General features: G+C 72.9%; 19 protein-coding genes. 11 read left to right on the top strand and 8 right to left on the bottom strand.

The features are described 5' to 3' along the window. Positions 1-305: 305 nt before the first annotated feature. The 3 genes from QNO07_RS02055 to QNO07_RS02045 all read left to right on the top strand — a co-directional run bounded on the left by QNO07_RS02055 (position 306) and on the right by QNO07_RS02045 (position 3,719). Entirely contained in the window at positions 306-1,754 is a 1,449-nt protein-coding gene (locus tag QNO07_RS02055; protein WP_283989583.1) for an NCS2 family permease, read from the top strand. Between the two features lie 70 nt (positions 1,755-1,824). Next, on the top strand, positions 1,825-2,964 hold the full coding sequence (locus QNO07_RS02050) for an XdhC family protein (protein WP_283989582.1): 1,140 nt from the start codon (positions 1,825-1,827) through the stop codon (positions 2,962-2,964). Positions 2,965-3,125: 161 nt separating this feature from the next. Continuing rightward, positions 3,126-3,719 carry a lytic polysaccharide monooxygenase auxiliary activity family 9 protein gene (locus QNO07_RS02045; protein ID WP_283989581.1) on the top strand — a complete coding sequence of 198 codons (594 nt, stop codon included), beginning with the start codon at positions 3,126-3,128 and terminating at the stop codon, positions 3,717-3,719. Positions 3,720-3,911: 192 nt separating this feature from the next. Here the strand turns inward: QNO07_RS02045 and QNO07_RS02040 are convergent, their stop codons facing one another. The 3 genes from QNO07_RS02040 to gcl all read right to left on the bottom strand — a co-directional run bounded on the left by QNO07_RS02040 (position 3,912) and on the right by gcl (position 8,382). Continuing rightward, positions 3,912-5,108 (bottom strand): MarP family serine protease, encoded by a 1,197-nt coding sequence (locus tag QNO07_RS02040; protein ID WP_283989579.1) that lies wholly within the window; start codon positions 5,106-5,108, stop codon positions 3,912-3,914. Between the two features lie 312 nt (positions 5,109-5,420). Further along, positions 5,421-6,428, bottom strand: coding sequence for an endonuclease/exonuclease/phosphatase family protein (locus QNO07_RS02035; RefSeq protein WP_283989578.1), 1,008 nt, complete (start codon positions 6,426-6,428; stop codon positions 5,421-5,423). Between the two features lie 175 nt (positions 6,429-6,603). Beyond that, entirely contained in the window at positions 6,604-8,382 is a 1,779-nt protein-coding gene (gcl, locus tag QNO07_RS02030; RefSeq protein WP_283989577.1) for a glyoxylate carboligase, read from the bottom strand. Positions 8,383-8,645: 263 nt separating this feature from the next. On the opposite strand from gcl, the gene QNO07_RS02025 reads away from it, so the two are divergent. Together QNO07_RS02025 and QNO07_RS02020 are read left to right on the top strand one after the other, a co-directional pair. Next, positions 8,646-9,131: a MarR family winged helix-turn-helix transcriptional regulator gene (locus tag QNO07_RS02025; RefSeq protein WP_283989612.1), complete on the top strand. Its 486-nt coding sequence runs from the start codon at positions 8,646-8,648 to the stop codon at positions 9,129-9,131. Between the two features lie 13 nt (positions 9,132-9,144). Beyond that, on the top strand, positions 9,145-10,434 hold the full coding sequence (locus QNO07_RS02020) for an MFS transporter (protein WP_283989576.1): 1,290 nt from the start codon (positions 9,145-9,147) through the stop codon (positions 10,432-10,434). A 6-nt stretch (positions 10,435-10,440) separates the two neighbouring features. On the opposite strand, the gene QNO07_RS02015 is transcribed toward QNO07_RS02020, so the two are convergent. The 4 genes from QNO07_RS02015 to QNO07_RS02000 all read right to left on the bottom strand — a co-directional run bounded on the left by QNO07_RS02015 (position 10,441) and on the right by QNO07_RS02000 (position 14,967). Beyond that, entirely contained in the window at positions 10,441-11,166 is a 726-nt protein-coding gene (locus QNO07_RS02015) for a hypothetical protein (protein ID WP_283989575.1), read from the bottom strand. A 312-nt stretch (positions 11,167-11,478) separates the two neighbouring features. Further along, a complete protein-coding gene (locus QNO07_RS02010) occupies positions 11,479-12,948 on the bottom strand; it encodes a catalase (RefSeq protein WP_283989574.1) in 1,470 nt (489 codons plus the stop codon). Between the two features lie 218 nt (positions 12,949-13,166). Next, positions 13,167-14,090 (bottom strand): 2-hydroxy-3-oxopropionate reductase, encoded by a 924-nt coding sequence (locus QNO07_RS02005; RefSeq protein ID WP_283989573.1) that lies wholly within the window; start codon positions 14,088-14,090, stop codon positions 13,167-13,169. 34 nt (positions 14,091-14,124) lie between these two features. Beyond that, entirely contained in the window at positions 14,125-14,967 is an 843-nt protein-coding gene (locus QNO07_RS02000) for a TIM barrel protein (RefSeq protein ID WP_283989611.1), read from the bottom strand. A 176-nt stretch (positions 14,968-15,143) separates the two neighbouring features. On the opposite strand from QNO07_RS02000, the gene QNO07_RS01995 reads away from it, so the two are divergent. The 6 genes from QNO07_RS01995 to QNO07_RS01970 all read left to right on the top strand — a co-directional run bounded on the left by QNO07_RS01995 (position 15,144) and on the right by QNO07_RS01970 (position 19,432). Continuing rightward, positions 15,144-15,404: a YkoF family thiamine-binding protein gene (locus tag QNO07_RS01995; protein ID WP_283989572.1), complete on the top strand. Its 261-nt coding sequence runs from the start codon at positions 15,144-15,146 to the stop codon at positions 15,402-15,404. Further along, complete coding sequence (locus QNO07_RS01990) at positions 15,401-15,781, top strand: helix-turn-helix domain-containing protein (RefSeq protein ID WP_283989571.1); 381 nt, start codon at positions 15,401-15,403, stop codon at positions 15,779-15,781. The genes QNO07_RS01995 and QNO07_RS01990 overlap by 4 nt, the downstream gene beginning before the upstream one ends. A 167-nt stretch (positions 15,782-15,948) precedes the next feature. After that, a complete protein-coding gene (gene uraD, locus QNO07_RS01985; protein WP_283989570.1) occupies positions 15,949-16,455 on the top strand; it encodes a 2-oxo-4-hydroxy-4-carboxy-5-ureidoimidazoline decarboxylase in 507 nt (168 codons plus the stop codon). A 4-nt stretch (positions 16,456-16,459) separates the two neighbouring features. Beyond that, positions 16,460-16,879 carry a hydroxyisourate hydrolase gene (uraH, locus tag QNO07_RS01980; RefSeq protein WP_283989569.1) on the top strand — a complete coding sequence of 140 codons (420 nt, stop codon included), beginning with the start codon at positions 16,460-16,462 and terminating at the stop codon, positions 16,877-16,879. 5 nt (positions 16,880-16,884) lie between these two features. Then, positions 16,885-17,856: a factor-independent urate hydroxylase gene (gene pucL, locus QNO07_RS01975; RefSeq protein WP_283989568.1), complete on the top strand. Its 972-nt coding sequence runs from the start codon at positions 16,885-16,887 to the stop codon at positions 17,854-17,856. A 172-nt stretch (positions 17,857-18,028) separates the two neighbouring features. Continuing rightward, positions 18,029-19,432 (top strand): 8-oxoguanine deaminase, encoded by a 1,404-nt coding sequence (locus QNO07_RS01970; RefSeq protein WP_283989567.1) that lies wholly within the window; start codon positions 18,029-18,031, stop codon positions 19,430-19,432. Positions 19,433-19,674: 242 nt separating this feature from the next. Here QNO07_RS01970 and QNO07_RS01965 read toward each other — a convergent pair whose 3' ends face one another. Next, positions 19,675-20,589, bottom strand: a complete 915-nt coding sequence (locus QNO07_RS01965; RefSeq protein ID WP_283989566.1) for a DUF4184 family protein — start codon at positions 20,587-20,589, stop codon at positions 19,675-19,677. Positions 20,590-20,638: the final 49 nt, after the last annotated feature.

The raw sequence follows: 20,638 nt of genomic DNA, 5'->3' as shown, positions 1-20,638 counted from the left end.
CGCCCCGGACCACCTGATCCCCCCCCCCCACCCCCCTCCCCCAGCTCCCCCCCGCGAACCCCCCGCACCAGGCGCCATCCCGCACACGGTCGCGTGCCCCACCACCGCCCCCCGGGCGGTGCCGCACCACCCCGCGGCAGCGCGCGGACCTGCACCGTCTACCGTTCTCCGGTGGCCGGCAGCCCGCCGCACCGCACACCCATCCCACGTTCGTCTCGGGCCGTCCCCCGCGTCGTGCATCCCAAATCCCGCGTACAGGCGCAGCGCGCCGCGGGTGCCCCTGTGAACCTTGGGAGTTGGCACACATGGCACAGACAGAAACAGAAGCGACCCCGCCGGCCGAGGCGCCGCGCGGCGGCCCGGCACAGGCAGCCGGGCCGGGGCGGCTCGACCGCTACTTCCACATCACCCGGAGCGGGTCGACGATCGGTCGGGAGGTCCGCGGCGGCGTCACCACGTTCATGGCGATGGCGTACATCCTGCTGCTGAACCCCTTGCTGCTGAGCGTCCAGGACGTCAACGGCAACACGCTGAACGCCTCGGCCGTGGTCACGGCCACCGCCTTCGCCGCCGCGGTCACGACCCTGCTGATGGGCATCGTCGGAAAGGTCCCGCTGGCGCTCGCCGCGGGGCTGAGCGTCTCCGGCGTGCTCGCCACGCTGGTGGTCCCCAGCATGACCTGGCCGCAGGCCATGGGCATGTGTGTGATCTACGGCGTGGTGATCATGCTCCTGGTGATCACCGGGCTGCGCGAGAAGATCATGAACGCCATCCCGATGGGACTCAAACACGCCATCACCATCGGCATCGGCCTGTTCGTCGCGATGATCGGCCTGGAGAAGGCAGGCGTCGTCGGGCGCGGCGGGGAGGGCGGGCCCCCTGTGACGCTGGGCGTCGGCGGCGCCCTGGCGGGCTGGCCGGTCCTCGCGTTCTGCATCACCCTGCTGGCGATCTTCATGCTGCTGGCCCGCAACGTGCCCGGCGCGATCCTGATCGGCATCGGCGTCGGCACGGTGTTCTCCCTGGTCATCACCGGCGTTCTCGGGCTCGGCGACGAGGAGTGGGGCCTGTCCACGCCGCACATCCCCAGCGGCCTGGTCTCCTCACCGGACTTCAGCCTCTTCGGGCAGGTCGAGTTCGGCGGCTTCGGCCAGCTCGGCGCGACCACCGTCACGATGATCGTCTTCACCCTGGTGCTGGCCGGGTTCTTCGACGCGATGGCCACCATCATCGCCGTCGGCCAGGAGGCGAAGCTCGCCGACGAGAAGGGCCGCATGCCGGGCCTGAACAAGGCGCTGCTGATCGACGGCGCCGGCGGCGCCATCGGCGGCATGTCCAGCGCCTCCGGCCAGACGGTCTTCATCGAGTCCGCGTCCGGCGTGGGGGAGGGCGCGCGGACGGGCCTGTCGGCCACCGTCACCGGCCTGATCTTCGCCGCGATGCTGCTGTTCACCCCGCTGGCGGAGATCGTGCCCGGCCAGGTCGCCGCCGCGGCCCTGGTGGTCATCGGCGCGATGATGATGCAGAACGCCCGGCACGTGGACTGGCGGGACCGCGGCATCGCCATCCCGGTCTTCCTGACGATCATCCTCATGCCGTTCACCTTCTCCATCGTCAACGGCGTCGCCGCCGGCGTGATCGCCTACTCGACGATCAAGCTGGCCGAGGGCAAGTGGCGCGAACCGGGCCTGTTCATGTGGCTGCTGACCGCGCTGTTCGTCTTCAACTTCGCCTTCAACGACGTCGCTCACTGACGGCTGCACGACCGCGCTCGCCGCACCACCGCAGGGTTCCGTCCGGAACCCGAAAGGGAAGGAGACCACCATGCTGGACATCGCCGCAGAGCTCGACCGGTGGTGCGCGCAGGGCCGCGACTTCGCCGTGGCCACGGTCGTGGCGACGCACGGCAGCGCGCCCCGCAGGCCGGGGGCGGCGCTGGCCGTCGACGCCGACGGCACGGCGATCGGCTCGGTCTCCGGCGGCTGTGTGGAGGGCGCGGTCTACGAGCTGTGCCAGGAGGCGCTGCGGACCGGCCGAGCCGCCACCGAGAGTTTCGGCTACAGCGACGAGGACGCCTTCGCCGTCGGACTGACCTGCGGAGGCGTCCTCGACATCCTGGTGGTACCGGTCCGGGCGGGTGCCGGCGCCACCGCGTCGTCGTTGGCCGCCGCCGCCCGCGGCGAGGCGACGGCCCTGGTCCGGGTGGCCGCCGGCCCGTCGGCGCTCCTGGGCCAGGCCCTGCACGTGCGGGCCGACGGCACCGTCGCCGGCACGCTCGGCGGCGCCCCGGCACTGGACCGCACCGCCGCCGCCGAGGCGGTGGCACTGCTCGCCGCCGGGCGCACCGCCACGGTGGAGGCCGGCGCCGACGGCAGCCGCTGCGGCAGCCCGGTGACGCTGCTGGTCGAGGCCAGCGTGCCGCCGCCGAGGATGCTCGTCTTCGGGGCCATCGACTTCGCCTCGGCCCTGGTCCGCGTCGGCCGGTTCCTGGGCTTCCACGTCACGGTGTGCGACGCCCGGCCGGTCTTCGCCACCGCCGCCCGCTTCCCCGACGCCGACGAGGTCGTCGTGGACTGGCCGCACCGCTACCTGGACTCCCAGCAGCTCGACGGCCGGGCGGTGCTGTGCGTGCTCACCCACGACGCCAAGTTCGACGTGCCGCTGCTGGAGCGCGCGTTGCGGCTGCCGGTCGCCTACGTCGGCGCGATGGGGTCGCGGCGCACCCACGAGGACCGGCTGTGCCGGCTCCGCGAGGTGGGCCTGGGCGAACTGGAGCTGCACCGGCTGCGTTCGCCGATCGGCCTGGACCTGGGCGCCCGCACTCCGGAGGAGACGGCGCTGTCGATCGCCGCGGAGATCGTCGCGGCCCGGCACGGCGGCTCGGGTGTGCCGCTGACCGGGGCGCACACCCCGATCCACCACGAGCCGGGCCCGGCGGCCGGCCGGATCGGCTCGGTTGCCTGAGGCCGCGTCGGACCGCGGGTCCGAGGCCGTGCCGGAGCCGGGGTCCGGTGGGAGCGATGCCATTGGTCTGGACATGACCAAAACTCGGCGCTAACTTCGTAAGTGGTCTGGACCAGGCACGCTCTCCGAACTTCCCCAGGTTCTTCAGGCAGGAGCGAAGCATGCGCAAGAAGATCACGGCGGCGGCAGTCGCCATGGGTATCGCGGCGGCGACGGCCGTCGCCACCGGAGGATCGGCCGCGGCACACGGCTACACCACCTCCACCCCCAGCCGGCAGATGCACTGCGCGCAGGGCACGGTGAGCAACTGCGGCGGCATCCAGTGGGAGCCGCAGAGCGTCGAGGGCCCCAAGGGCTTCCCCGGCGCCGGACCGTCCGACGGGCGCATCTGCGCCGGCGGCAACACCCGGTTCTCCGAACTCGACCAGCCGCGCAGTGGCGCCTGGCCGGCCACGCAGCTCAGCAGTGGCGCCAACCACACCTTCACCTGGCGCAACACCGCCAGGCACCGCACCACCGACTACCGGTACTACATCACCAAGAACGGATGGGACGCCAACCGCACCCTGACCCGCGCCGACCTGGAGCCGGCCCCGTTCCTCACCGTACCGATGGGCGGGGTCCAGCCCGGTGCCACCCAGAGCCACACCGGGCGGCTGCCCTCGGGCAAGTCCGGGCGGCACCTGATCCTCGCGGTCTGGAACGTGTACGACACGGCGAACGCCTTCTACGCCTGCTCGGACGTCAGGTTCTGAGCGGGGGCCGGTGACCGGCCGGGGCCCGGCCTGCGCCCCGGGCCCCGGCCGGCACCGGCTTCGTCCCTGCCTGCCGCTCCCGCCCCGACCGGCCGCCCCTCCTGCCTCGGCCACCCGGCCGGGGTCGGGGACGCTCAAGCCCCCGGACCCGCCCGGCACGACGGCCGGGGGCGGGGGCGGATGCGGCGCTGCTCAGAGCGCCGAGCGGTTGCCCGTGCTCACCGGCTCGGTGGAGGCGTTGCCCTGCTCGGCGGCCTGGCGCACCGCCGCGTTGGTCAACGCGTAGCCCGTCTCCGGGTCGGTCGCCGACCGGGCGAAGATCACGCCGTACACCCGGCCGTCGGGGGTCAGCAGCGGCCCCCCGGAGTTGCCCGGCCGCACGAGCGTGCGCAGCGGGTGGATGTCGCGGGTCACCATGCTGCTGCCGTAGATGTCCTGGCCGCGGGCCGCCGTGCGGCCCGCCACGGTCGCCGCGCGCAGGTCCAGGCCGCCGTTCTCCGGGTAACCGGCGACCACGGCCTGCGCTCCGCGCTCCGGCCCGCCCGCGAACTCCAGCACCGGCGCCTCCAGGTCAGGCACCCGCAGCACCGCCACGTCGGTGTTCGGGTCGAAGTAGACCACGGTCGCCTCCAGCCGGGCCCCGACGCCGCCGACCCGCACCGTCGGGCGCTGCACCCCGGCCACCACGTGCGCGTTGGTCATCACCCGCTTGTCGGCGTACACGAACCCGCTGCCCTCCTGGCCCTGCCGCCCGCCGTCCACCGAGGCCACACCCTCGACCTTGACCGTGCTGCGCTGCGCCGCCTGGGCGGCGGCCTCGGTCACCGCGTCACCCGAGGGGGCGGCGACCCCGGTCACCGGCTCGTTCTCGAACGGGTTGAAGACCTGCGGGAACCCGGCGGTGGTGAGCGCGCCGGTCGCCCGGCTGAACCAGGTCGGGGCCTGCTCGGGCATGCGCTCGTGCACCGCGCCGAGCACGGCCGAACCGCGGATGGCCTGGTTCATCTCCGGGGAGGGCGCCGTGACCAGGGCGCTCGCCGCCACCCACGCCACCAGCAGCACCGCGACCGCGTTGGCCAGTGCGCCGCCGACCCCGTCGACCCAGCGGACCGGGGCCCAGCTCAGCTTGGAGCGGATGCGCCACGCGAGGCGGGTGGCGAAGGCGTGCCCTGCCGCTGCGGGCAGCAGCACCGTCAGCAGTCCCACCACGGTGGCCGAGGTGGTCCCCCGCTCGACGAGGTCCAGGGCGAACGGCAGCAGCCACACACCGACCACCGCGCCGCCGACGAAGCCGGCCAGCGCGATCACGCCCGCGACCAGGCCGCGGCGGTACCCCGAGACCGCAAAAACGGCCACCGCCAGCAGCAACAAGACATCGAGCAGGTTCACGAACGTCCCCTTTCGCCGTACATTCCCCCGATGCCCCGCGTGAGCGGCACTGATCCTGTAAAACGCCACCTGGCATGCGCACGGTTCCCGGATGTGACCTGCGGCATGGCCCGGACGGAGCCGGGCAGGGCGGACGGCGGTCCGGCGGCGATCGGGGACCGCCGGACCGCCGTCCGCTACTGCTCCCCTGTACGCGTCCGGAACCCGCACGACTCATCGCCGTCCGCAGATGTCCGGGCGCGGTCTGCGGGGAGGGGCGCCCGCAGGGATGCGTACCCGTCCTCGACCGCATTATGGCTGGTCCGGGCGGGGTCAGTGCACGGCGAGGTCGACCAGCAGGGCCCGGTGGTCGGTGCCGGGCAGGTCCAGGAACGAGACATGCCGCGGCACCAGCCCGGGACTCACCAGCACGTGGTCGATCTGCGCGCCCAGCGGCGGAGCGGTCGCGGCCGGCCAGGTGGGGGTCCGCGAGTGCCCCAGCAGCCGGGCACTGTCCCGCATGCCGGTGTCCAGCAGCCGGCGGAAGGCGGCGTGGTCCGCCGAGGCGTTGAAGTCCCCGGCGATCACGGTCCGGGTGTCGCCCCTGGCCGCGGCGACCTTGCGCAGCGACGCCAGCTCGGCCCGCCACGCCGTCATGGAGTCCGGCATCGGCGGCATGGGATGCGCCACCTGCACCCGCACGTCGACGTCGCCGACCCGGGCGAGCGCGCTCGGCATGGACAGCGACGCCGGGATCTCGCGCTCGTCCGAGAGCGGGTACACGCTCAGCAGGGCCGAGCCCTCCGCGGGCTCCCGGCCGGCGATCACCCGGTGCGGGTACGCGGCGACCACGTCAGGCTGCGACAGCGCCGCCGCGCACCGGCTGTCGCACTCCTGCACCGACACCAGGTGCGGGCGCTCCCGGCGCAGCGCCTCCAGCAGGGCGTCGGTGGCGTTGCCGAACTCCAGGTTGGCCGTCAGCACCCGCACCTCGGCAAGCGGCTGCCCGGGCGGCGTCTCCCGTCCCGGCCCGTACGGCTGCACGAACCATCCGGTGGCCGCCAGGACCGCCATCGACCACCCGACCAGCAGCAGCCGCCGCGCGAGGACCGCCGCCACCAGCGCCAGCCAGCCCGCGACCAGGAACCACGGCAGGAAGGCCAGCAGCTGAGGCAGCGGTGGCGGACCGTCCACGTCCGCGGCCCGCGCGGCAAGCGGCGCGGAGGTCAGGAGCAGCAGCACCACGGCGCACCACGCGGGCACCGGCCGCCGCGCCCGCCGCCGCTGCGGCGCCGGTGCGGGCTCCGGGCCGCGCTGCTGTCGGATCTCCTCCGTGTGCACCCGACCGATACTGCCCTATGGGCCGCCGGCCGCCGCGAAGGCCGCCCCGGCGGCGCCGCGCGGTCCCACCCGGGCAGCCGCGGCGCGCACCGACGGCCCGGCCCCGCGGCGAGCGGGACCGGGCCGTGGGCGGTGCGGTGGGGCAGGCGGGCAGGCGGGCAGGCGGACGGCGGCGTCAGGCCATCGGCACGACGGCGGTCGGGGCGTGCGCGGCCTCGGTGGCCAGCTCCTCGAACTCGTTGACCTTGTCGATGTCGCCGCCGCTCATGGAGATGTTGGTGACCCGTTCCAGGATGGCCTCGACGACGACCGGGACCCGGAACTCCGCGGCCAGCTTCTTCGCCTCCTCGAAGGCGGGCAGCAACTGGTCCGGCTCGGTCACCCGAAGCGCCTTGCACCCCAGGCCCTCGGCGACCCGCACGTGGTCGACGCCGTAGACGCCCAGTTCCGGCGCGTTGAGGTTCTCGAACGACAGCTGCACCTGGTAGTCCATCTCGAAGTTCCGCTGCGCCTGCCGGATCAGCCCCAGGTAGGAGTTGTTGACCAGCACGTGCACGTACGGGATGCGGAACTGGGCGCCGACGGCCAGCTCCTCGATCATGAACTGGAAGTCGTAGTCGCCGGAGAGCGCGACCACGGTCGCCTCGGGGTCGGCGGTGGCGACGCCGAGGGCGGCGGGGATCGTCCAGCCCAGCGGGCCGGCCTGGCCGCAGTTGATCCAGTGGCGCGGGCGGTAGACGTGCAGGAACTGGGTGCCGGCGATCTGCGAGAGGCCGATGGTGGAGACGTAGCGGGTCTCCGGCCCGAACGCCCGGTTCATCTCCTCGTAGACACGCTGCGGCTTGATCGGCACGTTGTCGAAGTGGGTGCGGCGCTGGAGCTGCGAGCGCCGCTGGCGGGTTGATTCCGCCCAGGCGCCGCGGTCGGGCAGCCGGCCGGCCTCCTTCAGTTCGCGGGCCACCTCGACGAACAGGGCCAGCGCGGCTCCGGCGTCCGAGACGATGCCGTAGTCCGGGGCGAACACCCGCCCGATCTGGGTGGGTTCGACGTCGACGTGGACGAACTTCCGCCCGGCGGTGTAGACGTCCAGGTTGCCGGTGTGGCGGTTGGCCCAGCGGTTGCCGATGCCCAGGACGAAGTCCGACTCCAGGAACGTCGCGTTGCCGTAGCGGTGCGAGGTCTGCAGGCCGACCATGCCGGCGTTCAGCGGGTGGTCGTCGGGGATGGTCCCCCAGCCCATCAGGGTGGGGATCACGGGAACGCCGGTCAGCTCGGCGAACTCCACCAGCAGTTCGTCCGCGTCGGCGTTGATGACGCCGCCGCCCGCGACGATCAGCGGGCGCTCGGACTCGGCCAGCATGGCCAGCGCCTTCTCGACCTGCCGTCGGCTGGCCGCGGGTCGGTGCACCGGCAGCGGCTCGTAGGTGTCCGGGTCGAACTCGATCTCGGTCAGCTGGACGTCGAGCGGCAGGTCGATCAGGACCGGCCCGGGCCGCCCGGAACGCATCAGGTGGAACGCCTGCTGGAACGCGCCGGGGACCTGCGCCGGTTCGAGCACGGTCATCGCCATCTTGGTGACCGGCTTGGCGATGGACTCGATGTCGACGGCCTGGAAGTCCTCCTTGTGCAGGCGGGCCGTGGGCGCCTGGCCGGTGATGCACAGGATCGGGATGGAGTCGCCGCTCGCGGAGTAGAGGCCGGTGATCATGTCGGTGCCGGCCGGCCCCGAAGTGCCGATGCACACGCCGATGTTGCCGGCCTTCGTGCGGGTGTAGCCCTCGGCCATGTGAGAGGCGCCCTCCACGTGGCGGGCGAGCTTGTGCTCGATGCCGCCGCTGGCGCGGAGCGCGGCGTAGAACGGGTTGATCGCGGCGCCCGGGACTCCGAACGCGATGTCGACGCCTTCGCGCTTGAGGATCTCCACTGCTGCGCGCGCTGCGGTCATTCGAGGCATGTGAGCACTCCTGGGTGGGCCGGGGAGACACGCTCTCCGCTGCTGGCCGACTGGCCGTTATTCCACAATGCGAAAGAAGCGTTCTGCTATATGGAAGTCAATGTAGGAGGGTGTCGCTGTGGAGTCAAGGGAGGGTCGCGGTGTGGAGGTCGAGGAAGGTGATGAAGCGGGTCCGCCCACTGGGGAGGTGTTGTGGTGGCCGTGCGGTGCACAGGTGCGGTGCCCGGTTGTCACAGCACTGTTATATTAGCGCTGTGACATCAATGGACCCCACCGTGCTCCCCGACCCCTGGCACACCCTGCACGAGCTGCTGGCCGCCATGGACGCCGAGATCGAGCAGGTCTACGTCGAGCGCGGAATCGAGGGCGTGCGGCCCCGGTTCGCCTATCCGCTGATCCGGCTCGCCCACACCGGGCCGCTGACCATTCGAGAGCTTGCGCAGTCCCTGGGCCGCTCGCACTCCGCGATCAGCCAGACCGTCGCCGCCATGCGGAAGGAGGGCCTGGTCACCTCCGAGCCGGGGCCCGACGCCCGCACCCGGCGGATCGACCTGACCGAGCGCGGCCGGTCGCTGGTGCCGTTCCTGGAGGCGGAGTGGCGCGCCACCCACCAGACGGTCGCCGAGCTGGACAGCGAGGTCCCGTACGCGATGACCACCGTCGTCGAGGAGGTGCGGCGGGCTCTGGAACGTCGGCCGATGCGAGAGCGCATCCTCCACCACCTTGCCGACTCCGACCCACCCCGATGAGGGGCCTACCCGGTTGCGTGTGCGGTTCCTCGACACCCGTCCGCTGCGTCACAGCCGGCCGTTCCGCGACCTGTGGATCGGCACCTCGGTCTCCCAGCTCGGCGGCCAGGTGGCCAACGTGGCGGTACTTGCCCAGGTCTGGGACCTGACCGGCAGCCCGGTGGGCACCGGCGCCATCGGGCTGGCCACCGGCCTGCCGGTAGTGCTGTTCGGGCTGCTCGGCGGCACGTTGGCCGACACCGTCGACCGCCGCGCACTGGTACGGGCCACCACGGCGGGGCAACTGCTGGCCGCCGCAGGGCTGTGCGCACAGTCCCTGGCGGGGAACCGGAACGTCCTGCTGCTGTTCGCGCTGGTCGCCGCGATGGCGGGCTGCGGCGCGCTCGGGGCTCCTGCCCGGCGCACCCTCCCGGTCCGGCTGCTGCCGGGCGACCAGCTCGCGGCCGGTCTCGCGCTGACCAACGTCTCCTTCCAGGCGGCGATGCTGGCCGGGCCCGCCCTGGCCGGGTTGCTCATCGCCCGCTGGGACCTGCCCGCCGCCTACGCGGTCCAGGCCGTGGCCATGGCGGCCGCCGTGCTCGCGGTGGTGCGCCTGCCGGCCGTGCCGCCGGAAGGTGCCGGCGCCGCAGGCGGCAGACGTCGGGCCAGGCGCGGCGGTTGGTGTGTCGTGCTGCGCCGCCCGACCCTTCGCGGGACGATGCTCACCGACCTGTCCGCGACGCTGCTCGCCATGCCCGTCGCGCTGTTCCCCGTGGTCAACGAGGTCCGCTTCGGAGGAGACCCGCGCACCCTGGGCCTGTTCCTCTCGGCGGTCGCGGTCGGGGGGATCACGGCCGGCCTGCTCTCGGGGACGGTGACCCGCCTGCGCCGCGCCGGACTCGTCCAGTTGGTGGCTGCCGCCGTCTGGGGCCTGGCGCTGGCCGGATTCGGCCTGGCCGGGCCCCTGTGGCTGGCACTGAGCTGCCTGGCGGCGGCGGGCGCCGCCGACACGGTGTCCGTGGTCACCCGCAACGCCCTGGTGCAACGGGTGACGCCGGACGCGTTCCGGGGGCGGGTCTCCTCGGTGGAACACGTCGTCGGTGTCGCGGGCCCCGAACTCGGCAACCTCCGCGGCGGCCTGGTGGCGTCGGCGACCTCTGCCACGTTCTCGCTGGTCACCGGCGGCCTGGCGGCGGCCCTCGCGGTCGCCGCCGTGGCCGCGACGCACGCACCGCTGCGCGCCCACCGTGCGCCGCCCACCGGCGACGAGCCGACCGCCCTGGGGGTCGCAGGCGCGGCGGCACCCCCCGGCAAGATGCCGTGAGCCGCCTCAGACGCCGATGCGGACGAGGTCGTCGGCGGCGCTGTTCACCGGTTGCGGGGTGCCCGTCAGGTCGAGCACGAACAGCGGCAGCGCCACCTCGTCGGCCCGGATGCGGGCCTCGCCGGTGTAGCCGGCCAGGGAGAAGCAGACCGCCACCGAGGACTCGTTGAGCCCGTTCAGCCACAGCGTCTCGACCGCGCGCAGCCCGGTGGGCGAGGTGGTCGGGTCGACCCGGGCCACCACCGTCGGTCCGCGCAGGTCCACGCCGGAGGCGGGCCTGCTCTCGGCGGCCCGCACCTTGCGGAAGCCCAGCCAGTGCAGGTACTGCCCGGCGGCGAGCACCGCGTCCCTGGCGGTCCGGATCGTCACCGGTCGGAACGCCGGGCGGCGCGGCGCCGGTGCGGGCTCGGGTGCGGGCGCCGGTGCGGGGGAGGGCGGTCCGGACGCGGCGGCCTCGGCAGCGTCGATCCGGGCCGAGTCCATCGGCAGCCACAGCAACGCGCCGCAGGGGCAGCCCAGTTCGGGCTGCGGCCACTCCTCGCGCCGGCCGCAGCTCTCACACCGCAATGCCACCCACGAGTTGGCCCAGGTGCGGGTGTGCACCTGGGCGGGAATCCCGTACCGCAGCACCGGCGGGGTGACCGGTGCGCCGCAGGGGCAGGGGTAGGTCGGTGGGGTGTACGCGTGCTCTCGCCGACATGCCGGGCAGCGCACCGGCACGTTCTCCGTCATCTCACCCGTCCTCGCCGTCCGCGGCGCCGGGCGGGGGGACCCGCGCGCCTGTGCCTCCCATCGTCCCCGATGCGGCGGGTCCCCGGGACGACTCCGGGCAATCAGTCGAACCGGGGTCCCGGGAACCGGCGTTGGACGCCCGACGGCGCGAGGCTGGGCGTGACAGGACGTTCGCGCCGCCGGGCGGACTGTGGGACCGGGGCAGCCGGCCGGTGGTGGGTACGGCTGCCCCGGAGAGTGTTCCCCCGCACCGCCGGCCACCCCTCATCTGCGGGCCGGCGGTGCGGGAGGTGCGCGGGAGCGACCTCCCCGTCAGCCCTCGCGCAGCTCGCGCACGGCTTCCTCGACGCGCCGGCCGTAGTCCGGGTCTGCGGCGTGGAAGTGTGCCAGGTTCCGCTCCACGACGTCGTCCCGGGAGACCTGGGACAGTCCGCCGGCGATGTTCGCCACCAGGCGCCGCTTCTCGTCCTCCGCCATCAGCCGGTACAGCTCGCCGGCCTGGAAGAAGTCGTCGTCCTTGGTGTGGGCGGGAGCCTCGTGGGTGCCGGTGTGCCCGCCGACGGCCAGCGGTGCGGACAGCGGTTGGCCGGTCTCCACCGGGCCGCCGTAGGAGTTCGGCTCGTAGTTCTTCGCCTGCCTGCCCTGCACGTTGACGGCCATCAGCCCGTCCCTGCCGTGGTTCTCGGCGGGGTTGCGCGGCGCGTTGACCGGGAGCTGGGTGTGGTTGACGCCCAGCCGGTAGCGGTGCGCGTCGGCGTAGGCGAACAGCCGGCCCTGGAGCATCTTGTCCGGGGACGGGCCGATGCCGGGAACGAAGTTGTTGGGCGAGAACGCGGCCTGCTCGACCTCGGCGAAGACGTTCTCCGGGTTGCGGTCGAGTACCAGGCGGCCGACCCGCTGGAGCGGGTAGTCCGCGTGCGGCCAGACCTTCGTCAGGTCGAACGGGTTGAACCGGTAGTCCGCCGCCTCGGCCGCGGGCATCACCTGCACGTGCAGGGTCCACGAGGGGTGCATGCCGCGCTCGATGGACTGCAGCAGGTCCGTCTGGTGGCTGCTGGCGTCCGCGCCGGCGGTCTCCGCGCCCTGCTCGCTGCTGAGGCAGCGCACGCCCTGGTTGGTCTTGAAGTGGTACTTGACGAAGAAGACCTCACCGTCGGCGTTGGTCCACTGGTACGTGTGGGAGCCGTAGCCGTTCATGTGGCGGTAGGAGGCCGGTATGCCCCGGTCGCCCATCAGCCAGGTGACCTGGTGGGTCGCCTCGGGGGAGTGGCCCCAGAAGTCCCAGACGTTGTCGGGCTCCTGGCGGCCGGTGAAGGGGTCGCGCTTCTGCGAGTGGATGAAGTCGGGGAACTTCAGCGGGTCCTTGATGAAGAACACCGGGGTGTTGTTGCCGACGAGGTCGTAGTTGCCCTCCTCGGTGTAGAACTTCAACGCGAACCCCCGCGGGTCGCGGACCGCGTCGGCACCGCCGAGGCTGTCCGCGACGGTCGAGAAGCGGGCGAACAGCTCGGTGCGCCTGCCGACCGCACCGAGGAACGCGGCCCGGGTCAGGTGCGTGACGTCGTCGGTCACCTCGAAGTAGCCGTACGCGCCGGAGCCCCGGGCGTGCACCACCCGCTCGGGGATGCGCTCGCGGTTGAACCGGGCGAGCTTCTCCAGGAGGTACTGGTCCTGGATCAGGAGCGGGCCGCCGACGCCGGCGGTGGCGGAGTTCTGGTTGTCTGCGACCGGGGCGCCGGACTCGGTGGTGAGTGTCCGCGCCGACTGCGGGGGCTTCGACATGGTGACCTTCCGTACGGGGCTGCGGAAGTCGAGTTCCGCGGATGGGAGCGTAGGGACGGCTGCGACAGCACGTCAACACTTTGTTGAAATTCCGGGTGGCGGCGCCTTGGGCGCGACAGGACAGTTGTCGGCGCCGCCACCCGGAAGTCGGGGCCGCGCGGGGCGCGGCGGGGGCACGGGCGCGCCGGGTGCGGGCGGGCCCGTGGGGACGGGGACGCTCAGGCGTCGACGCGGGTGCCGGACAGCCGCTCGACGCCGCGCAGCAGCGCCGAGTGGTCCAGGCCGCCGTCGCCCTGGGCGCGCAGAGAGGCCACCAGGTTGGCGACGACCGCGCCGACGGGCAGGGCCGCGCCGACGTTGCGGGCGGCGTCGGTGACGATCCCCATGTCCTTGTGGTGCAGGTCGATGCGGAACCCGGGCTTGAAGTCGCGCTTCTTGAAGTTGTCCTTCTTGCGGTCGAGCACGGTGGAGCCGGCCAGGCCCCCCGCGAGCACGTCCAGGGCGGCGTCCAGGTCGACGCCGGACTTCTCCAGGAAGACCACGGCCTCCGCGCACGCCTGGATGTTGACCGCCACGATGAGCTGGTTGGCGGCCTTCACCGTCTGGCCGGCGCCGTGCGGGCCGCACAGGATGACGGTCCTGCCGAGTGCGTCGAAGATCGGCTTCACCCGGTCGAAGTCGGCCTGCTCGCCGCCGACCATGATCGACAGCACGGCCTCGATCGCGCCCGCCTCGCCGCCGGAGACCGGGGCGTCGAGCACCTTGAGGTCCTTGTCAGCCGCCGCGGCGGCGGCCGCCACGGTCTCGGAGGTCTGCGGCGTGATGGAGGACATGTCGATCAGCGTGGTGCCGGGCCTGACGTGGGCGATGACGCCGTCCTCGCCCAGGATGACGGCCTTCACCTGCGCGTCGGCGGGAACCATGGTGATGACCACGTCCGCCTCGCGCACGGCCTCGGCGATCGAGGCGGCCGGAGTGCCGCCGTTGCGGGCCAGGCGGTCCAGCTTGTCCTGCTCCAGGGTGTGGCCGGTGACCCGGTAGCCGGCCTTGACCAGGTTCTCGGCCATCGGGGAGCCCATGATGCCCAGGCCGATCCAGGCGATGGACGGCAGCTGCGCGCCGGTGGATGCGGGGTTGCTCATGCGGGTGCCTTTCAGAGTGGCTTCCTGGGAAGAGTCAGCGGCCGGAGGCGCGCAGCGGTACGGGCAGCCACGCGAACGACTGCGGTCCTGGCGGGTCGCCGGGCTTGTACTCCAGTCCGACCCAGCCGTCGTAGCCGGCCTTGCGCAGCCGGGCCAGCAGGTCGGCGACGTCGAGCGAGCCGGTGCCGGGCGCGCCGCGGCCGGGGCTGTCGGCGATCTGCACATGGCCGGTGAGCGCGGTGTGTCGCTCGATGACCTCGGGCAGGTCCTCGCCGTTCATGGCGAGGTGGTACAGGTCCATCAGGAACCGGGCGTTGTCCAGCCCGGTCGCGGCGTTCACCCGCTGCACGACCTCCACCGCGGCCGGTGCGCTCACCAGCGGATAGTGCGGCGACTCGGGCTTGTTCAGCGCCTCGACCAGCAGGACCGCGCCGACGCGGTCGGCGGCCCGGGCTGCGTAGGTGAGGTTCTCCAGCGCCAGCCGGTCCTGCTCGACCGGGTCAGCGCCCTCGACCCGGTTGCCGTACAGCGCGTTGAGCGCCCGGCACTCCAGCGAGGCGGCGAAGTCGGCGGCGACGTCGATGTTGGCCCGGAAGCGGTCGGACTCCTCGCCCGGCACGGAGAGGGCGCCGCGGTCGGGTCCGGGCAACTGTCCGGCGTAGAAGTTGAGGCCGGTCAGCCGGGTACCCGCGTCCCGCAGGGCCCCGCGAAGGGCGTCCAGTTCGGCCGCCTCCGGGGTCGGTGTGTCGGGCCACGGCCACCAGAGCTCCACCGCGTCGAAGCCGGCCGCCGCCGCGGCGGCGGGGCGTTCCAGCAGCGGGAACTCGGTGAACAGGAGGGAGATGTTGACTGTGAAGCGCGTGTCCGGGGAGACCATGTCGACCATGAGGTCTGCACTCCTTCCGTATAGCGGAAGTTAACTTCTATCTGACGGAAGAGTGCAGTCGATTCGCGGTGGCTGTCAAGTGGTGGGTCCGCATTGCAGTGGTTCGTGCCTCTGCCGGTCGTCCCCGCAGGGATGGCGGCGCGGGCCCACCGGGGTACGTTGAGCGCGTGCGAGTGAGAGTGGAGTTCACGACCGAACCGTTCGATCTGGACGAGGCCCCGCGCCATGCGGTGGTCGCCCGTGAGGTGGTCCAGGCCGCCGGGCTGGACGCCGTCGACGTCGGCCCCTTCGGCAACACCGCCGAAGGTGGGGCCGAGCAGGTCATCGCCGCCGTGCAGGACCTGTTGCGCGACACGCTCAGGGCCGGCGCCACCCGGGTGTCCCTCCAGGTGAACGTGGTGCCCGCCGATGCGGAGGGCGAGGCGTGAGCGCGGACGCGGAGCACCCGTTCGCCGCCGCGGTCCGCCCCCTGGTCGATGCCATGGGCGGCGAGATGCTCGGCCCCGAGGCCGCCGAGGGCGACGACGTGGTGCTGACCTGGGAGGGCCGCCCGGTGCTCGCCGTCCGGCTCCCGCACCTGTCGGACTCGCTCGACCACCTGCTGGCCGACCTGGAGCGGCGCCACGGCAAGCCGCTGCGCGAGTTGGACCGCAAGACCAAGCAGTCCGTGGTGCGCATACTCGAGACCCGCGGCGCCTTCTCCGTGCGGCACGGCGTGGAGACCGTCGCGGGCGCGCTCGGCGTGAGCCGCTTCACCGTCTACAACTACCTGAACAGGGAGAACGCCGCCAAGAGCGACGGCTGACCCTGCTCGCCTCCGGAGTCCGCGACCCGCCGCCGCCCGCTCCGAGGACGGCGGCGGGTCGCGGTTTCCGGCACGAAAAGAATTTCAACAAAGTGTTGACGCGGTGTGGCCGGGGGGTTTAGCTATTCCCAACCCGAACAGCAGCACGGCCACGAAAGGCCCGACACGTGAGTTCCAGCTCCACGCCGGGTCTCACCCGGTTCAACACCGCCGAGGAGGGTGACGCCCGCGCGTCACTCCTGGAAGTCTGCGCCTCGACGACCTGGGCGGACAGGCTGCTCGCCAAGCGCCCCTACCCCGACGCGGCGGCCCTGTTCGCCGCAAGCGACTGCGCGATGGCCGAACTCGGCGAGCACGACCTCGCCGAGGCGATGGCCGGGCACCCGCCCATCGGCCGCCCCACCCCCGGCGACCCGACGTCCTCGCGCGAACAGCGCGGCATGGCCGGGGCGACGGAGGAACTGAAAGCCGAGATGCTCGAGCTGAACCTGGCCTACCAGGAGAGGTTCGGCCACGTCTTCCTGATCTGCGCCACCGGCCTGACGGCCGCCCACATGCGGGACGCCGTGAGGGAGCGGATCGGCAACACACCGGAGCGGGAGCGGGAGAACGTCCGCACCGAACTGGTCAAGATCAACCGCATCCGGCTGACCCGCCTCGCCGAAGGAGCCTGACACCATGAGCACCGAGCCGACGACCCCAGCGACCTCGGTGTCCACGCACATCCTGGACACCAGCATCGGACGCCCGGCCGCGGACGTCGCCGTCCGGCTCGCCACCCGCACCGGCGGCACCGGCGAGTGGACCGCGCACGGTGCCTCCGCGACCGACGCCGACGGCCGCTGCAAGGACCTGCCCGCCCTCCCGGCGGGCACCACCCACGTACGCCTCCACTTCGAGGTGGAGCCGTACTTCTCATCCCAGCAAGCCGAGGAACAGCAGGACGCCCCCCGCGCAAGGGACAGCGGCCCTGACCCCAGGGACCGTGGCAGCTTCTTCCCCGAGGTGGCGATCGTCTTCGCCGTCCACGAGGGCGAGCACTACCACGTACCGCTGCTGCTCAACCCGTTCGGCTACTCCGTGTACCGAGGGAGCTGACACCCATGACTGCTATTTCCCGTGCCGAGACGCCCCGTCCCGCCCGGCTGACCGTGCTGGGCCAGAACCAGTACGGCAAGGCCGAGAACCGTGTCGTCAAGATCACCCGCGACGGCGACACCCACCACATCAAGGACCTGAACGTCTCCGTCGCCCTCTCCGGCGACATGGACGAGGTGCACTACTCGGGTTCCAACGCCAACGTACTGCCCACCGACACCACCAAGAACACCGTGTTCGCCTTCGCCAAGGAGCACGGCATCGAGTCGGCCGAGCAGTTCGGCATCCACCTGGCCCGGCACTTCGTGGAGTCCCAGGAACCCATCAAGCAGGCCCGGATACGCATCGAGGAGTACGGCTGGGACCGGATCGCCGGCTCGGAGTCCCGCGCCCGCTTCATCGGCGCCGACCAGGTGCAGCACTCCTTCGTACGCAACGGCCAGGAGACCCGCACCGCCCAGGTCACCTACGACGGCGAGACCTGGCAGATCTTCTCCGGGCTGAAGGACCTCACCGTCATGAACTCCACCAACTCGGAGTTCTGGGGCTACGTCAAGGACCGGTACACCACGCTGAAGGAGGCCTACGACCGCATCCTCGCCACCTCGGTCACCTCCGTGTGGCGGCACAACTGGGTGAGCGACGAGCAGCGCATGCCGCAGTGGGACCGCAGCTACGCCCAGGCGAAGAAGCACATGCTCGACGCCTTCGCCGAGACGTACTCGCTCTCGCTCCAGCAGACGCTGTACCAGATGGGCTCCCGGGTGCTGAACAACCGCAGCGAGGTGGACGAGATCCGGTTCTCGCTGCCCAACAAGCACCACTTCCTCGCCGACCTGGAACCGTTCGGCCTGAAGAACGAGTCCGCCGACGGCGCGGTGTACTTCGCCGCGGACCGCCCCTACGGCCTGATCGAGGCGACCGTGCTGCGGGACGGCGCCGAGGCGCAGATCCCCGTCGACATGACGAACCTGTAGGACGGCCGCCACCCGGCGGCCCGCCGCAGCCCCGACGCCCGCGCCGGCGTGCACCACCCGGGGGAGAGCGGGGGCATCTGCGCACCGTTCACGGCGGATCCGGTCGGCACCCCGCTCGACCCCGGGCCGCAACTGTCGGCACTTCGGCACAACGAAACACGAGGTACATCCCATGGCTGGTTCGGCTGGACCGCAGACCGCGGCGGTCACGCGCACGGTCATCGAGAACTGCGCGATCGCCACCGTCGACGCGCACGGCACCGAGTACGCGTCGGGCCACGTGGTGGTCGCCGGCAACGTCATCGAGTCGGTCGGGCCCGGCGCGGCCCCGGAGAACCTGGCCGACGTGGTCCGCCGCGTCGACGGCACCGGCCACCTCGCCACCCCCGGGCTGGTCAACACCCACCACCACTTCTACCAGTGGATCACCCGCGGGCTGGCGCAGAACGCCAACCTGTTCGACTGGCTGGTGGCGCTCTACCCCACCTGGTCGCGCATCGACGAGCCGATGGTGCACGCGGCCGCGCAGGGCTCGCTGGCGATGATGGCCAAGGGCGGTGTCACCACCGCCATGGACCACCACTACGTCTTCCCCCGCGGCGCCGGCGACCTGCTGGGCGCCGAGATCCGCGCCGCCCGCGAACTGGGCGTGCGCTTCACCGCCGCCCGCGGCTCGATGGACCGCGGCGCGTCCGACGGCGGCCTGCCGCCGGACTTCGCGGTGGAGACCACCGAAGGCGCGCTGCTCGCCACCGAGCAGGCCGTCGACACCCACCACGACGCGTCGTTCGGCTCCATGCTGCACATCGCCGTCGCGCCCTGCTCACCCTTCTCCATCTCCACCGAACTGCTGCGGGAGGGTGCCGCGCTGGCCCGCCGCAAGGGCGTGCGCCTGCACACCCACGGCTCGGAGACGGTGGAGGAGGAGAAGTTCTGCCACGAGCTGTTCGGCATGGGCCCCACCGACTACTTCGAGTCCACCGGCTGGCTCGGCGAGGACGTGTGGATGGCGCACTGCGTCCACATGAACGACTCCGACATCGCCGCGTTCGCCCGCACCGGCACCGGCGTCGCCCACTGCCCCTCCTCCAACGCCCGTCTGGCAGCCGGCATCGCCCGCGTGCCCGACATGCTCGCCGCAGGCGTACCGGTCGGCCTCGGCGTGGACGGCACCGCCTCCAACGAGTCCGGCGAACTGCACACCGAACTGCGCAACGCGCTGCTCGTCAACCGGCTCGGCCCGCACCGCGAGAAGGCACTCGACGTGCGGCAGGCCCTCCGGCTGGGCACCTACGGCGGGGCCCAGGTCCTCGGCCGCACCGCCGAGATCGGCTCGCTGGAGGCCGGCAAGCTCGCCGACCTGGTGCTGTGGCGGCTCGACGGCCTCGGCCACTCCACGATCGCCGACCCGGTGGCCGCCCTGGTCCTCGGACCCCCGGCCCCGGTCACGCTGTCCCTGGTCAACGGCCGTCCGGTGGTCGAGGACAACCACCTCACCACCGTCGACGAGGAGGGCATCGCCCGCCAGGCCCGCGCGGAGGCGAAGCGCCTGGCCCGGATCGCCGCCGCCGGCTGATCCGCCGCGCCCCGGCACGCCCGGGGCGCACCACCCCAGACCCCGGCCGGGAGGGACGGCTCCCGGCCGGTGGCCCAGGACCCCAGCGGGGTCCTGGGCAGCAACCAGGACGGGGGCGTGACGCCACATGCGCACGCCCCCGTTCTGGCACCCCCGCCCGCGCGACCGGCCGGTCCGTCCCGCTGCCGTGCCCGCAGGCGCCGCCCGCCCCCTGGAGGAGCGGGCCATCGCCGGGGCTGCCGTCACCCGCCGCGACGCCCGCCGGCCACCGCACCGTCCCCGCGGTCACCGGCCGCCGTTGTCCCGGCGCCGCCCGACCGGGCGCTGCCCCCGGCCAGGCCTGCGGCCTCTCCGCTCCCGGAGCGCTGCGACCAGTGGACGACGGCCGCCAGTACCGGCAGCGCCACCGCGAGTCCGGCGCCCGCGCCGAACAGCGAGGTGGGCACCAGGTCCATCGGGGTCAGCGGGACGTCCACCACCGCAGCCCAGCGCAGGCACCGGTGCACGGCTCCGACCACCGCCGCACCGGCCAGCAGCGCCACCGCGTACCGCCTGCCCCTCGTGCTCAGACGCGGCACCGACGCCGGAGGACCACCGGCGGGGAGCGACCGCAGCGCGCGGAGCAGCCAGGGGCCGAGCACGGCCAGCGCGACCGCCGAACTGCCGTACTGCGCAACCGAGTAGGCCGGAACGCCCGCCACCGTCCCGTCCAGGAAGGGCACCGTGCGCACACCCCACCGTCCGGCGTGCGTGAAGAGGTCCCACACCACGTGGGTCAGTGCGCCGAGCGCCGCCGACACGGCGAACCACCCGGCGAGCGGCAGCAGCGGCCGCCCCCGCCACCGGCCCGGGCCGAGCAGCGTCCACACCCGGAGCTGGGCGCGGTCCGGCAGCAGCGCCACCACTGTGCCGCGCACCAGCAGCCACACCGCCACCAGGCCGGCGGCGGCCAGCACGTCCACGGTGACGACGCCCCACGCCGAGTGCGTGACCTGCCCGAGGCGCATGGCACCGGGCAGCAGGCTGTCGGCGAAGTACACCGCGTCCGGCGCCAACGTGCCCGCGACCAGCGCGGACGGCAGCAGCGGCCCGCGCCCGCGACCGTCACGGCGGATACCGGGCAGGGCGGCGACGGCATGACTCAAGGTGAACGGCATGCGGCCATTCTCACCCGCCGGTCCGGCAGCCCCCTCGGCGCCCCGGCTA

It is taken from the genome of Streptomyces sp. 549, assembly GCF_030124175.1.
GTDB lineage: Bacteria > Actinomycetota > Actinomycetes > Streptomycetales > Streptomycetaceae > Streptomyces.
This window is presented reverse-complemented; position numbering and strand designations above follow the sequence as displayed.

Excerpts from the sequence above, each read along its gene's own strand:
- QNO07_RS02000 (WP_283989611.1), bottom strand. The coding sequence starts at position 14,967 with ATGGTCTCCCCGGACACGCGCTTCACAGTCAACATCTCCCTCCTGTTC.
- QNO07_RS02045 (WP_283989581.1), top strand. The coding sequence starts at position 3,126 with ATGCGCAAGAAGATCACGGCGGCGGCAGTCGCCATGGGTATCGCGGCG.
- pucL (WP_283989568.1), top strand. The coding sequence starts at position 16,885 with ATGACTGCTATTTCCCGTGCCGAGACGCCCCGTCCCGCCCGGCTGACC.
- QNO07_RS01965 (WP_283989566.1), bottom strand. The coding sequence starts at position 20,589 with ATGCCGTTCACCTTGAGTCATGCCGTCGCCGCCCTGCCCGGTATCCGC.
- QNO07_RS02025 (WP_283989612.1), top strand. The coding sequence starts at position 8,646 with ATGGACCCCACCGTGCTCCCCGACCCCTGGCACACCCTGCACGAGCTG.
- QNO07_RS02055 (WP_283989583.1), top strand. The coding sequence starts at position 306 with ATGGCACAGACAGAAACAGAAGCGACCCCGCCGGCCGAGGCGCCGCGC.
- gcl (WP_283989577.1), bottom strand. The coding sequence starts at position 8,382 with ATGCCTCGAATGACCGCAGCGCGCGCAGCAGTGGAGATCCTCAAGCGC.
- QNO07_RS02005 (WP_283989573.1), bottom strand. The coding sequence starts at position 14,090 with ATGAGCAACCCCGCATCCACCGGCGCGCAGCTGCCGTCCATCGCCTGG.
- QNO07_RS02050 (WP_283989582.1), top strand. The coding sequence starts at position 1,825 with ATGCTGGACATCGCCGCAGAGCTCGACCGGTGGTGCGCGCAGGGCCGC.
- QNO07_RS02015 (WP_283989575.1), bottom strand. The coding sequence starts at position 11,166 with ATGACGGAGAACGTGCCGGTGCGCTGCCCGGCATGTCGGCGAGAGCAC.
- QNO07_RS01970 (WP_283989567.1), top strand. The coding sequence starts at position 18,029 with ATGGCTGGTTCGGCTGGACCGCAGACCGCGGCGGTCACGCGCACGGTC.
- uraH (WP_283989569.1), top strand. The coding sequence starts at position 16,460 with ATGAGCACCGAGCCGACGACCCCAGCGACCTCGGTGTCCACGCACATC.
- QNO07_RS02010 (WP_283989574.1), bottom strand. The coding sequence starts at position 12,948 with ATGTCGAAGCCCCCGCAGTCGGCGCGGACACTCACCACCGAGTCCGGC.